Below are 12,222 nucleotides of genomic sequence, written 5' to 3'. Positions count from 1 at the left end.
CCCTCGCCAAGGGAGAGCCGATATGGAGAGAGTGCTTGTCTCGGCCTGCCTGCTCGGAAGCAAGGTGCGCTACAACGGCTCGTTTCGGCTCGATCACCATCCCGTACTGGCGCGGTGGCAGTCGGAAGGCCGGATCGTGCAGATCTGTCCAGAGGTAGCGGCAGGTTTTTCGACGCCGCGTCCGCCGGCGGAAATCCAGGGCGCGCGCGACGGCCATGCGGTCCTGCAGGGCCATGGCAGAGTGATCGAGCAAACCGGCAGCGATGTCACCCGCCTTTACCGCGAAGCCGGGCAACTGGCGCTCGACCTCGCCCGGGAAACCGGATGCCGCTATGCCGTATTGACGGACGGCAGCCCATCATGCGGCAGCAGTTTTATCTATGACGGGAGCTTTTCAAGGGCCCGCGTGGCTGGCCAAGGCACGACCACCGCGCTGCTCGAGGAAAACGGTATCCGTGTCTTTTCCGAAGACAGAATCGGCGAGCTTGACGATCTGTTGATCGGCTCCAGCGCCGCCGGACATGCGGACTGACCGATGCCGCAGCGGGCCACCGACATTCTGCTCCGTCCCGGTACCATCGACGACGTCGAAACAATCTACGCCGCGCTGCTGCGTCTCGGCACCCATATCGGCGCCAACCAGGATATCAAATCCACCGCTGACGACCTCCGCACTTACGGCTTCGGCGAAAAGCCCGCCTTCTCGACCCTGATCGTCGAGATCGGCGGCGAATTCGCCGGGCTCTGCCTGTATTTCCCGATCTTCTCGACCTGGATGGGTCGTCCGGGCGTCTATGTGCAGGATCTTTATGTCGAGGACCGCTTTCGCGGCCGCCGCATCGGCGAGAAACTGCTGCGGCGCGTCGCGAAAGAGTGCCGCGCGGCGGGCGGCGTTTATCTGAGGCTCTCCGTCGATACCGACAACGAGACCGCCAAGGCCTTCTATGAGAAACTGGGCATCGGCCGCTCGAGTTACGAACAGGTGCAGAAGATCGTCGGCGATGCCTTTTTCGCCTTTGCCGACGCTCCGGAGGAATGACGATGAAAGCCTTCTATGCCGAAGAGCAGAAGCGCCACGATCCCAAGGCTTTCCTTTCGAGCGGCGCGCCGCAGCCCAATCCGGAAAAGCCGGAGCGGGTGGAGAGACTGCTATCCGGCGCAAGATCGGCCGGTTTGACGGTCGAACGCCCGAAAAATCACGGGCTTGGCCCGGTCGCGGCGGTGCATACGCCTGAATATCTCGACTTCCTCGAAAACATCTTCACGCGCTGGCAGCGCATCGAAGGCGCTTCGGCGGAGGTGATCCCGAACATCCACCCGATCGCTCGCAACGGCTCCTATCCGGCCTCGGCGGTCGGCCAGGCCGGCTACCATATGGCCGACACCGCCTGCCCGATCTCGGCCGAGACCTGGAACAGCGCGCTGTGGAGCGCCTGGAGCGCGGTCGAAGCCGCTCAAGCCGTGATGGCCGGCGCGCCGTCGGCCTATGCGCTCTGCCGTCCGCCTGGACACCACGCTTTCGCCGATGTCGCCGGCGGCTTCTGCTTCATCAACAATTCGGCCTTGGCCGCGCAGGTTCTGCGCAAGAGTTCCGCCCGCGTCGCCATCCTCGATGTCGACCTGCATCACGGCAACGGCACGCAAGGCATCTTCTACGCCCGTCCCGATGTGCTGACCGTCTCGCTGCACGCCGATCCAGTGCGCTTCTATCCGTTCTTCTGGGGGCATGCCGACGAGCGCGGCGAAGGCCCCGGCCTCGGCTACAATCTCAACCTGCCGCTGCCGCGCAAATCCGGCGACACGGCCTTTCTCGAAGCGCTGGCGACGGCCTTCCAGCGCATCCGCGCCTTCGCGCCGGAAGCGCTTGTGGTGGCACTCGGCCTCGACGCTTTCGAAGGCGATCCATTCGGCGGCCTCTCGGTGACGACGCCAGGCTTCTCGCGAATGGGCGAAGCGATTGCCGGGCTCGGCCTGCCCACGGTCATCGTCCAGGAAGGCGGCTATCTCTGCGATGCGCTGGGCGACAACCTCACCGCTTTCCTGACCGGCCTCGGCGGCAAGAAAGACTAGCGCTGCTGCCGCAGCATCGCGATCACGCGGTGCACGCTCTCCAGCGTCTCCTCGATCTCGGCCGCCGTGTTGTAGTGGGCAATGCCGATGCGCACGACACCCTGCTCAGCTGGAATGCCGAGCTGGTGGACGATCTCCCACGCGTAATTATGGCCCGACCACAGAAAGATATTCTCGGCGTTCATCTGCCGCACGATCGTTTCCGGCGCGATGCCCTCGACCGTGAAGGAAACGGTCGGCACCCGCTCGGCGAGGCGCTCCGTATCGGTGATACCGCGGATAATCAGGCCCTCGATATCGGACAGGCCTTCGATCAGTTGCCGGGCCAGCGCATTCTCATAAGCGATCGAAACGTCGAAAGCCTTGGCGATCCGCTGCCGCCGCGATCCGCCCTCGCCGGCGGCAGCGCCTAGATCGGCGAAATAGTCGATCGCTGCCGTCAGCCCGGCCATCAGCTCGATCTGCGGCGTGCCGAGTTCGAACCGCTCCGGCAGCCCGTTCGACGAACAGCGGCATTTGTAGGGCTTGAGGCCGTCGATGACGTCACGCCGTCCCCACAATATGGCCACATGCGGCCCGAAGAATTTGTAGGCCGAGCAGATCAGGAAATCACAGCCGAGCGCCTGCACGTCGATGAGCCCATGCGGCGCGAACTGCACGGCATCGACGTAGACCAGCGCGCCGGCCTGCCTGGCGAGCGCCGTCAGCGCTTTCACCCGGTTGATCGAGCCGGTCAGGTTCGAGGCATAATTCAGCGCGACGAGCCGCGTCTTGTCCGAAAGCAGCGCGTTCAGCGCCGCCTCCTCCACCTGCCAGCTCCGCTCGTCGAACGGCAGGAAGCGAACGACCAGGCCGAGATCCTCGGCAAGCTGCAGCCAGGGCGAGACATTGCCTTCGTGGTCCATGCGCGTGACGATGATCTCGTCGCCCGGCTTCATTGTCCGGCCAAGCGTGCGCGACATGTGGTAGGTGAGCGTCGTCATGTTGGCGCCGATGACGATCTCCTCGACGCTCGATGCGTTGAGGAAATCGGCCATCGCGGCATGTGCCCCATCGACCACCTGCTGCGCAGCGACCGTTGTTTCGAAGATGCCGCCCAGATTGGCGTTGGTCGAGAGCAGGCAGCGCGACACCGCGTCCGCTACCGTCAGTGGCACCTGCGTGCCGGCGGGATTGTCGAGATAGATGCGCCGGCGCCCTTTATCGGTCAGCGAAAGCGCCGGAAATCTGCCGCGCACGGCCTCGATCGGAAACTCTGCCATCGTCTCCACCCCTTTGTTTTTTAAACGATTCCGATCAAGGACACGGATTGCCGACGCGCTGGTGAATGGCGTCGACCGCCTTCTGCATCTCTTCCGTCCAGGTGACGTCGACCGAGGACAGCGCCGTCTCGAGCTGCGCGATGGTGGTCGCACCGACGATGTTCGCCGTCACGAAGGGCCGGCTCGCCACATAGGCGTTGGCGAAGAGCGCCGGCTCCATGCCGAAGGAGCGCGCCAGCTCGTTGTATTGAAGCAGCACTTCCGCCGCATTCGGCGTCTCGTAGCGCTGGCCGCGGTTAAAAAGCTGCGAGCGCGAGCCCTGCGGCCGCGCGCCATGATCGTACTTGCCGGTGAGATAGCCCTGCGCCAGCGGCGAATAGGGAAGAAACCCGATCTCCTCGCGTTCGCAGACCTCGGCAAGGTTCACCTCGAAGGTGCGGTTGACGAGGTTGTAGGCGTTCTGCAGCGAGGCGACGCGCGGACCCACGGCCTTTTCGGCCTCGAAGACGAAGCGCATGACACCCCAGGAGCTTTCGTTCGAGAGACCCAGATGGCGGATCTTTCCGGCCTTCACCAGTTCGTCGAAGACGGCGAGCGTTTCGGCAACAGGCGTCTCGCCTCCCGGAGTGCCTGCCGCATCCGGGCGCCGCGCCACCGCTCCCACGCGCGTCGGATTCGAGCCCCAGGGAATGTCCCGGTCCGGCCAGTGGATCTGATAGAGGTCGATATAGTCCGTGCCGAGCTTGGCCAGCGACTTCTCGACCGCGTCGAAGATGTCGGCGCGCACCAGCTTCGAGGGACGATCGCCGCGGAACCAGGTGTTGGCCGTGCGGCCGACCACTTTCGAGGCAAGGATGACCTTGTCGCGGTTGCGATTGGCTTTCATCCAGCTGCCGATGGTCTTCTCGGTCCGCCCTTGCGTCTCGGCCTTGGGCGGGATCGGGTAAAGCTCGGCCGTGTCGATTAAATTCACCCCGCGCGAGAACGCCAGGTCCATCTGCGCGTGGCCCTCCGCTTCGGTGTTCTGCTGCCCCCAGGTCATCGAACCGAGGCAGATTTGCGAAACAAGGAGGTCGGTCCGACCGAGGCGGCGTTTATGCATGGGATCTCCGGCGGGAGTTTTGCGCGGACAGCGCGGGGAGGAAGTTCAAGCATAAAGCACAGGCCGGAGTTTCTCCAAGCCCGCAGTCTTCGACTTTTTGCGTAAACTGCGCGGCTAACGGCGTGCCCCAGCCAAGGCCCGTCGCTTCGCCTCGTCGATCAGCATGTTGGCCACCTGCATGCGGATCATGGCGCGCTGGCGCAGATGCGGCGCGACCCGGTCCGGGTGGTTGGCGAAAGCGAAATTGCGCCGGATGCGGCCGAAATCGGCATTCTTGGCTGGATGGTCGAGGCCGAGCTCGCCGGCAATGGCTTCGGGATCGATCGACGGCAGCTTTTCCTCGGGCCAATGCTCTTCGCCCGCAAGCGTCAGTTTCGCCCGGTCGAGAAGTGCTGCGAACTCCGCGGCAAGATCGGCGCCGGATTCGCGGTATTCGGCGGCGACGCTCTCACCGGCAACCTTGATGCGGCCGGAATGAAGTTCATCGGCAACGGACAGATAGTCGAACGGGATAGACGGCCGGGCGCCCTCTTCCTCGCCTTTCTCCGAGGCGACGATCAGGTCGTCGAGCAACGAAGCGAAATCGAGCTTGTTCCCGGTGCCGATCTCAGCCTCCCTCTCGTGACGGCATGCATTGACGCCATTTGAAGATAGGGCGCCCTCGTTAAAAATGACTTCTGGCGACGTTAACAATTGCAGGCATTTTGCCGACCGGAGCCATCAAGCAAAAAGCCGGACCGCATTTCGTGCAGTCCGGCAAGGTCGCCAGGAGTGGCGAGGAAAAAGCCGGCCAAGTGCCGGCACCAACGCCTACGATTGAGCCTGCCGAAAAGTTTCGCGGAAAATCGATTGTGGCGGAAAAAATCTGATGCGGCATGGCAGCCATGCAATTGCTGCACTGCACAATTTAAAAAAATCGCCTATACTTTGACGTTGGGAGGACCAATAGGGGCTATTGAGTCATGGGGTTCTTCACTGAAATGTTCGCTCGGCCACGGCCGCAAGAACACCAGCGTTACCGCGCGGCGCTCGCGCTTCTCAATGCGATGAGCAATGCCGACCGCGCCGATATCGGCATCAAGCCGGCGGACTTTCCGCGCATCGCGCGCGAAATGTCGGCCCGCTGAACAACGCTGAGCCAAACAGGTTTCCCGGGCTGCCGGGAAACCTTCAACCTGCTCAAAATTCAGCGATTTCCCAGGAAGGTCTGCTTGCCGAGCGGCACGCCATTGTGGCGCAGGATGTCGTAGGCCGTCGTGACGTGGAAATAGAAATTCGGCATCGCGACATGCAGCAGGTACTGCAGGCCGGGCAGCGTAGTTTCGCGCCCGCCAAGCCTTAATTCGACCGTCCTGTCCTCCGAACCTTCCAGATCGGCCGCCGAGAACGTCGCCAGGTGATCGAGCGTCTTGGCGATTCGGGCCTGCAGCTCGGCAAAGCTCGCTTCATTGTCCTCATATTTCGGCACCTCGCGGCCGGCGAGCCGCGACGGCGCGCCCTTGGCATGGTCGGTGGAGATCTGGACCTGCCTGGCCAGCGCAAACATGTCCGGCGCCAATCGCGCCGTGAGGAACACCTGCGGATCGATCTTGCGCTCAGCGGCATTCTGCTCCGCCGCCGTCAGCACGCTGGCCAGCGCCTTCAGCCGGGCGGAAAAGACGCCGACGGAAATATCGTACATGGAAATAGTCACGAGCACTCTCCCAAGGCGGCCCCAGCGCCGCGGGCCGTGACCTAACGCCTCCGGTCACGATTCTTCAAGCGGTCATGCTTCCACGTCACCGCGCCGCCGCAATCGCCATGGTAGTATTTTCGTTATCGAGCGGAGATTCCCGATGAGACATATCTTTCTCGCTGTGGCTGCCTTCTTTTCCCTGTCCAGTATCGGCCAGTCCGCGTTTGCGGCCGATGCGCCCTATATCGACGACAGGTCCAGCGCCGACGCCGTCATCCGCTCGCTTTACAGCGCCATCAATCGTCACGAATTCGCCCGCGCCTGGGGTTATTTCGGCGATACGAAGCCAGCCAAGGATTTCAACGCTTTCGTGAAAGGCTATGACGGCACCGATACCGTCGACGTCAAGACCGGCGCTGTATCGGACGAAGGTGCCGCCGGCAGCATCTATTACAGCGTCCCGGTCGCTATCCAGGCGACCGACAAGAAGGGCGAGGCCAAGGTTTTCGCGGGCTGCTACACGGTCCGCCAGGTCAATGCGCAAATTCAGGAGCCGCCTTTCCAGCCGATCTTCATCGACAAGGGTGCGCTGAAGCCATCGACGGAGGATTTCGACAGCGCCGTGCCGGCAAGCTGCGGCGACGGCCCGCCGCCGCCGAAGAAGGACGAGGCGCTGGAGCAGGCCAAGAAGGCGTTTCTCGCCACCTATGGCGGGCAGTGCGACAAACAGGATGCCGATGGCAAGCCAATCGGTGAGCCAGAGGCCCATTCGGTCCAATACAAGGACAAGGACGCTCAAGCCGCCGACCCGGAGCGCGAGACGCGGCTGTTCCGCTTCTTCTGCTCGATGGCCGCCTATAACGAAACCGCGGTCTACTACATCGCCGATGACGTCAACGGCGTGACCCAGCTGCAGTTCACCGAGCCGGATCTCGATATCCGCTACGAGAACAACAACAGCGAAGGCAAGGTCGAGTCGATCCACATCATCGGTTTCAAGACCAGCGGCTGGGCAACCAATTCGGACTATGACGAGAACACGAAAACCATCACCACATCCGCCAAATGGCGTGGCGTAGGGGACGCCTCGTCATCGGGGACCTATCTGTTCCGCAACGGTGACTTCTCGCTTGTCCAGTACGACGTCGATGCTTCCTATGACGGCGAGATCAATCCGCAGACGATCATCGATTACAACACTGCGCCTTGAGCCTCGACAGAAGGGTCACGGCGCTTTCGTCAGCATCCAGTTCAGCGTGCCGCGCCAGTCCACCATGCGGATCGGCGTGCCGTGCGTGCCGGTCTCGAAGCGCACGAAGCGTGTCGGATAGGATTTTTTGGCCAGGATCGATCGGAAGAAGGCTTCCTGCTTTTCCACCGAGAAGACCACGTCATGGCTGCCCTGGCCGAAGAACACCGGCACGCGGCGCTTGAAGGCAGGGCTGGTGAGAAAGCTGTCGTCCCACAGCGATCCGAGCAGCAGCAGCCCGTTGATACGGCCGCCCGTATCCTTGCGCGCGGCGAGCTTCCAGCAGACCATGCCGCCCATGGAGCCGCAGGCGACGAAGATTTTCGCGCCGGGCGATTGTTGGGCGTAGTGATCGATGAGCGCCGAGACCTGCGCCGCGCCCTTGTCGCCGAAATCGGGGAAATCCGGCGAAAGGTAGAGGCCGTTATTGGCGGCCATCAGATTCTTGATGCGGTTGAAGTTGCCGCCGAAAGTAAAATCGTCGACACCTTGCTTGCGGCTGCCGCCCTGCCCATGCAGGTAGAGCACGATGATGGAAGCGCCTTCCGTCCTGCCGACCGCGACATGCCTGACATCGCCGGCGTCGGTCTTCAACATCAGGTCCCGCTGCACCTTGCGCACGCCGGGGTCGGTATATTGCGCGCGCACCCGCTTTTCCGGCACCTCGTCGCGCTGGTTGATGTCGCGCATCTCATGATAGTCGAGCACCGTATAGGCGCCATTATCGCCGGTGGACAGCGCCGCCGGATAAGCAAAGAGGTCGTCCTTGAACGGTTTTAGCGAAAGCGTCTGGCTATGGGCAGCCTGGACGGCAAAACCGGTTGCAACGAGCAGGGCGAAGAGGAAGCGCAATGACATGCCGAGAGGCATGCGAAATTCGGCTTCGGTTTGTCAATCCTGCAGGACGCCGCCCGCCCCCTCCAGCGCCTCGCGCGTGTCGACGTCGATCGATGCACCCTGCCCGATCTCGACATCGATGACGTCGAGACCCTCGGCTTCGACCAGATGCCGGGCGCCGGTATCGCCCTCGAGCTGCGCAACCGCCGCGAAAAGCGATCGCGGCAAAAGCACCGGATTGCCGCGCTTGCCCTGGTGCGAGGCGCGCACGACCGCGTGGCCGCCGGAGCGGCGGAACGCATCGACCAGGCTGTCGAGGTCCTTCGACGAAACGCCGGGCATGTCGCCAAGAACGATCATCGCGCCGGCCGCGTCGGGCGCGACCTTCGCAATGCCCGCCTTCAAGGACGAGGCCAGGCCATCGGCGAAATCGGGATTGTCGGCGAGTTTCACCTCAAGGCCTCCAAGCGCTGAACGCACGCGTTCGCGCTGATGGCCGGTGACGACGATGGTGCTGGCGGCCTTTGAGCCCAGCGCGCGGGAAGCGGTGCGGCGCACCAGCGGCTCGCCGTCGAACAGCGCCAGAAGCTTGTTCGGCCCGCCCATGCGGCTCGAACGTCCAGCCGCCAGAAGCACGATATCGACCTTCAGCGCCGACCTGGCGGGGTGCGGCGTCGGCTCGCGCGGCTGCGGCCTGGTCGGAATTTCCATCAGAAGCCCGCCGACACCCATGCCGGCAATATCGCTCGCCGTCACATCGAGCCCGGCAATCAGGCGATCGAGCACCCAGTCGAAGCCGTTCTCCTTCGGGCTGCGCGCGCATCCGGGCGCGCCGACGACGCGCTTGCCGTCGAGTGTTCCGAGCACCAGCAGATTGCCGGGATCGACCGGCATGCCCGCGCGGATGACGGTGCCGCCGGCACGTTCGATCGCGGCCGGCACGACATCGGCGAAATCGCTCATCGCTGAGGCGCCGAAGATCACCACCATGTCATTGTCGCGCGCCAGCTGGGTCGCGGCCGCGGCGACCGGGGCAATCTCATGCGGCGTGCGCCGCTCGGCCGTCAGCCGGCCGCCGGAACGCGCCAACCGCGCCTCGGTGACGCGCAGCGTCTTGTCAAGCACGCTCGGCTTGACGCCCGGAAGCACCGTCTGGATGACGCCGACCGTGATGGGACGATAGGCGTTGACGGCAAAGATCTCGCGGCCGGCGCAAATCCTCACCACGCTGTCCACCAGGTTTGCGGCGACGGCAAAGGGGATGATCTTCACCGTCGCGACCATCTGGCCCTTCTCGACCGGCGCATGCTGCGCCAACGTCGCGACGGTGATGGCCGGATCGACGGCGTTGATGGCATCGATCATCCCGGCATTGACGGTAAACACGCCCGAGGCCCCTGCATGCAGGTTCACTCGCCCGGTGGCGGCCGGCTTGACCTCGATGTTGCGGTGGCTCATGGCGGCCGCGATCTTCGCGGCGGCGGCATCCTCACCGAGATCGCCCTCGCCAAGCACCGCCGCGACGACCTCGACTACACCCGCTGCCTTCAGTGCAGCGACATCCTCGCGGCTCAGCCGGTGCGCCTTGCGGAACCGCTTTTCGCCCGCGGCCGTCGCATGCGCCAGCACCGCCCCTTCCGCCTCGTCGATCGGAACCGGCCCGAATTTCACGCCACGGCGCCTTTTGCTTCCAGACCGCGCGAGCGGAAGGCGTGGATGGTCTGCGCGAGCACCGCAACGGCGATCTCGGCCGGACTTGCCGCCCCGATGTCGAGGCCGATCGGCGCGTGGATACGGGCGATCTGGTCGGCGCCGGCACCGAGCGCCAGCAGGCGCTCGACGCGCTTGGCATGGGTCTTGCGGCTGCCCAGCGCGCCTACATAGAAGCAGCGGGCGTCGAGCGCCGCCTTCAGCGCGAAATCGTCGATCTTCGGATCATGGGTGACTGCGGCGAGCGCCGTGTAGCTGTCGAGCGGCGCGCGCTTCAGCACATCCTCCGGCCATTCGGCATGCAGCGCGACGTCGGGAAAGCGCTCCGGGGTCGCGAAGGCGGTGCGCGGGTCGATGATCTCGACCGGGTAGCCGGCGATCCTGGCCATCGGCGCCAGCGCTTGGCTGATATGCACCGCGCCGATCACCACGAGGCGCGGGCGCGGCAGATGCGCGTTGAGAAAAAAGGTCCGCCCTTCCGCCTCCACTGACCGCGAATTGCCGGTACGAAACGCATTGGCGATTGCCGCCCCGAGATCGCCCGCGACAGGATCGCCCTCGCGCACGATGCGGTCGCGGCCGTCGCCAAGGTCGGTGACGACAATCACTGCCCGGCGGGCGCGGCGTTCCTCGTTCAAGGTCTTGAGAATGTATGGATCCACGGCGGTCAGCCCAGCCTTTCGACATAGACCTTGATACGGCCGCCGCAGGAAAGGCCCACCTGCCAGGCCGTTTCGTCGGCGACGCCGAACTCCAGCATCCTGGCCTTGCCCGAGCCGATGACGTCGATCGCCTCGGTCACCACGGCGCCCTCGACACAGCCGCCCGAGACAGAGCCATGGAAATTCCCTTCAGCGTCGATGACCAGATGGCTGCCGACCGGACGCGGCGCCGAACCCCAGTTCTCGACCACGGTCGCGATGGCGACATCCTTGCCGTCCTTCATCCAGCCCTCCGCGATGATCAGCGGATCACGGGCTTCATCGAGATATATGCTCTCATCCATTGTCGCTTCTCACACAGTCTGTTTTCCCGCCGGGACATTCCCAAGCAGAACATATGGCTATGCGGCCCGCCTGTCGCCAGTTCGCAGCCAGCGGCGCGGATCGACCGAGGCCGCGGGCCGCTGGTCGAGAGAGGCGCAAAGATCGGTCAGCGCGTCGAGATTATGCACTGCCCGGAACTCGTCGACATGCGGCAGCATCGCTTTGACGCCGCGGGCGCGCGCTTCGAACCCGTCGAAGCGCAACAGCGGATTGAGCCAGATCAGCCGCCGGCAGGACTTGTGCAGCCGCTCCATCTCCTGCGACAGGCCGGTGACGTCGTCGCGCTCCAGCCCGTCGGTGATGAGAAGCACCACGGCGCCCTGCCCCAGCACGCGCCGTGACCACAGCCGGTTGAATTCGGCCAACGTATCGCCGATGCGGGTGCCGCCCGACCAGTCCTTCACCGCCGCCGAGCATTCGGCCAGCGCCTCGTCCGGATCGCGATGGCGCATCTGCCGGGTCAGGTTAGTCAGCCGCGTGCCGAAGACGAAGGCGTGCACGCGCCGGCGCTTCTCCGTCAGGGCATGCAGGAAATGCAGGAAGATGCGGGTGTACTGGCTCATCGAGCCCGAAATATCGGCAAGCACGACCAGCGGCGGATGCACTTCGCGCGCCGATCGGAATTTCGGCAGGATAAGCGCGCCGCCGGTGCGCGCGGCCGAACGCATCATGGCGCGCGGATCGATGCGGCGCCCCTGCGCGTCGGCCCTGAAGCGCCGCGTGCGGACGAGGTCAAAGGGCAGCCGCAAGGCCATGATCGCCTTTTTGGCCTCGGCCATTTCGCCGGCGTCCATCTGGGCGAAATCCTTGCCGCGCAGCACTTCATTGCCGGAAAAGGTGAGCCGCGCATCGACCTCGATCTCCGGCACTTCCCGGGCCGGCTGGTTCTTCTGGTGGCCTTCGAACATCGCCTGGCTGACGCGGTTCTCGGCCGCCCGCGGCTTTTGCTTTTCGGTTGTATCCAGGGCGACCGGTGAAAACATCGCCAGCAGCTTCTCGATCAGCTCGCGCGATTTCCAGAACAGGCGGAAGGCCTCGTCGAAGACCGGATGATCCTCGTGCCGCGAAACCAGCACCGCATGCAGCGTCCAGTAGAAATCGTCGCGCGAGCCGATGCCGGCGGCAAGCACCGCCTCGATGGCGTCCTTCACCGAGGCCGGCCCGACGCGCATGCCGGCCTTGCGCAAGGCGCGAGCGAAATAGACGATATTATCGGCGATGCGCCCATCGGCGCGCGCCTCTTTGGGTTCCGGACGCGGCGACGGCATCGC

Annotated in this window: 15 protein-coding genes; 6 read left to right on the top strand and 9 right to left on the bottom strand. The window is 64.2% G+C overall.

The window, feature by feature from the left end; all coding sequences use genetic code 11:
• The first annotated feature begins 22 nt into the window (after nt 1-22).
• The 3 genes from EJ072_RS29775 to EJ072_RS29765 are packed head-to-tail and all read left to right on the top strand — an operon-like array spanning nt 23 to nt 2,070.
• Nucleotides 23-532: a DUF523 domain-containing protein gene (locus EJ072_RS29775; protein WP_126082514.1), complete on the top strand. Its 510-nt coding sequence runs from the start codon at nt 23-25 to the stop codon at nt 530-532.
• Nucleotides 533-535: 3 nt separating this feature from the next.
• A complete protein-coding gene (locus EJ072_RS29770; RefSeq protein ID WP_126082513.1) occupies nt 536-1,039 on the top strand; it encodes a GNAT family N-acetyltransferase in 504 nt (167 codons plus the stop codon).
• Nucleotides 1,040-1,041: 2 nt separating this feature from the next.
• Nucleotides 1,042-2,070, top strand: coding sequence for a histone deacetylase family protein (locus tag EJ072_RS29765; RefSeq protein WP_126082512.1), 1,029 nt, complete (start codon nt 1,042-1,044; stop codon nt 2,068-2,070).
• Here the strand turns inward: EJ072_RS29765 and EJ072_RS29760 are convergent.
• From EJ072_RS29760 to EJ072_RS29750, 3 genes are all read right to left on the bottom strand, one after another.
• The gene (locus EJ072_RS29760) at nt 2,067-3,332 is read right to left on the bottom strand and encodes a cysteine desulfurase-like protein (protein ID WP_126082511.1); all 1,266 of its coding nucleotides are present in this window, start codon (nt 3,330-3,332) and stop codon (nt 2,067-2,069) included. The two genes, EJ072_RS29765 and EJ072_RS29760, sit on opposite strands and share 4 nt — an antisense overlap.
• A 34-nt stretch (nt 3,333-3,366) precedes the next feature.
• Complete coding sequence (locus EJ072_RS29755) at nt 3,367-4,434, bottom strand: aldo/keto reductase (RefSeq protein WP_126082510.1); 1,068 nt, start codon at nt 4,432-4,434, stop codon at nt 3,367-3,369.
• Between the two features lie 114 nt (nt 4,435-4,548).
• The gene (locus tag EJ072_RS29750) at nt 4,549-5,007 is read right to left on the bottom strand and encodes a hypothetical protein (protein ID WP_126082509.1); all 459 of its coding nucleotides are present in this window, start codon (nt 5,005-5,007) and stop codon (nt 4,549-4,551) included.
• A gap of 131 nt (nt 5,008-5,138) precedes the next feature.
• On the opposite strand from EJ072_RS29750, the gene EJ072_RS36170 reads away from it, so the two are divergent.
• On the top strand, nt 5,139-5,303 hold the full coding sequence (locus EJ072_RS36170; protein ID WP_189342723.1) for a hypothetical protein: 165 nt from the start codon (nt 5,139-5,141) through the stop codon (nt 5,301-5,303).
• A gap of 93 nt (nt 5,304-5,396) precedes the next feature.
• The gene (locus EJ072_RS29745) at nt 5,397-5,561 is read left to right on the top strand and encodes a DUF1127 domain-containing protein (RefSeq protein WP_095818565.1); all 165 of its coding nucleotides are present in this window, start codon (nt 5,397-5,399) and stop codon (nt 5,559-5,561) included.
• Nucleotides 5,562-5,620: 59 nt separating this feature from the next.
• On the opposite strand, the gene EJ072_RS29740 is transcribed toward EJ072_RS29745, so the two are convergent.
• Entirely contained in the window at nt 5,621-6,127 is a 507-nt protein-coding gene (locus tag EJ072_RS29740; RefSeq protein WP_126082508.1) for a DUF1993 family protein, read from the bottom strand.
• Between the two features lie 142 nt (nt 6,128-6,269).
• Here EJ072_RS29740 and EJ072_RS29735 point away from each other — a divergent pair, with 142 nt between their 5' ends.
• Nucleotides 6,270-7,319, top strand: a complete 1,050-nt coding sequence (locus EJ072_RS29735; protein ID WP_126082507.1) for a DUF1176 domain-containing protein — start codon at nt 6,270-6,272, stop codon at nt 7,317-7,319.
• A 15-nt stretch (nt 7,320-7,334) separates the two neighbouring features.
• On the opposite strand, the gene EJ072_RS29730 is transcribed toward EJ072_RS29735, so the two are convergent.
• Genes EJ072_RS29730 through EJ072_RS29710 form a run of 5 tightly spaced genes read right to left on the bottom strand, consistent with a single transcriptional unit; the run spans nt 7,335 to nt 12,219 of the window.
• Complete coding sequence (locus tag EJ072_RS29730) at nt 7,335-8,216, bottom strand: alpha/beta fold hydrolase (protein WP_126083792.1); 882 nt, start codon at nt 8,214-8,216, stop codon at nt 7,335-7,337.
• Between the two features lie 33 nt (nt 8,217-8,249).
• Nucleotides 8,250-9,866 carry a molybdopterin-binding/glycosyltransferase family 2 protein gene (locus tag EJ072_RS29725; protein WP_126082506.1) on the bottom strand — a complete coding sequence of 539 codons (1,617 nt, stop codon included), beginning with the start codon at nt 9,864-9,866 and terminating at the stop codon, nt 8,250-8,252.
• Nucleotides 9,863-10,567 carry an XdhC family protein gene (locus EJ072_RS29720; RefSeq protein ID WP_126082505.1) on the bottom strand — a complete coding sequence of 235 codons (705 nt, stop codon included), beginning with the start codon at nt 10,565-10,567 and terminating at the stop codon, nt 9,863-9,865. The genes EJ072_RS29725 and EJ072_RS29720 overlap by 4 nt, the downstream gene beginning before the upstream one ends.
• Nucleotides 10,568-10,572: 5 nt before the next feature.
• The gene (locus EJ072_RS29715) at nt 10,573-10,911 is read right to left on the bottom strand and encodes an XdhC family protein (RefSeq protein WP_126082504.1); all 339 of its coding nucleotides are present in this window, start codon (nt 10,909-10,911) and stop codon (nt 10,573-10,575) included.
• A 57-nt stretch (nt 10,912-10,968) separates the two neighbouring features.
• The gene (locus EJ072_RS29710) at nt 10,969-12,219 is read right to left on the bottom strand and encodes a VWA domain-containing protein (protein ID WP_126082503.1); all 1,251 of its coding nucleotides are present in this window, start codon (nt 12,217-12,219) and stop codon (nt 10,969-10,971) included.
• Nucleotides 12,220-12,222 lie beyond the last annotated feature (3 nt).

It is taken from the genome of Mesorhizobium sp. M2A.F.Ca.ET.046.03.2.1 (assembly GCF_003952425.1).
In the GTDB taxonomy this organism is placed as follows: Bacteria; Pseudomonadota; Alphaproteobacteria; order Rhizobiales; family Rhizobiaceae; genus Mesorhizobium.
Note: the sequence above shows the minus strand (reverse complement) of the source record. Positions and strands in the feature narration are given on the sequence as shown.

Coding starts and splice junctions, on each gene's coding strand:
- EJ072_RS29775 (WP_126082514.1), top strand. CDS start 23: ATGGAGAGAGTGCTTGTCTCGGCCTGCCTGCTCGGAAGCAAGGTGCGC.
- EJ072_RS29770 (WP_126082513.1), top strand. CDS start 536: ATGCCGCAGCGGGCCACCGACATTCTGCTCCGTCCCGGTACCATCGAC.
- EJ072_RS29765 (WP_126082512.1), top strand. CDS start 1,042: ATGAAAGCCTTCTATGCCGAAGAGCAGAAGCGCCACGATCCCAAGGCT.
- EJ072_RS29760 (WP_126082511.1), bottom strand. CDS start 3,332: ATGGCAGAGTTTCCGATCGAGGCCGTGCGCGGCAGATTTCCGGCGCTT.
- EJ072_RS29755 (WP_126082510.1), bottom strand. CDS start 4,434: ATGCATAAACGCCGCCTCGGTCGGACCGACCTCCTTGTTTCGCAAATC.
- EJ072_RS29745 (WP_095818565.1), top strand. CDS start 5,397: ATGGGGTTCTTCACTGAAATGTTCGCTCGGCCACGGCCGCAAGAACAC.
- EJ072_RS29735 (WP_126082507.1), top strand. CDS start 6,270: ATGAGACATATCTTTCTCGCTGTGGCTGCCTTCTTTTCCCTGTCCAGT.
- EJ072_RS29730 (WP_126083792.1), bottom strand. CDS start 8,216: ATGTCATTGCGCTTCCTCTTCGCCCTGCTCGTTGCAACCGGTTTTGCC.
- EJ072_RS29715 (WP_126082504.1), bottom strand. CDS start 10,911: ATGGATGAGAGCATATATCTCGATGAAGCCCGTGATCCGCTGATCATC.
- EJ072_RS29710 (WP_126082503.1), bottom strand. CDS start 12,219: ATGCCGTCGCCGCGTCCGGAACCCAAAGAGGCGCGCGCCGATGGGCGC.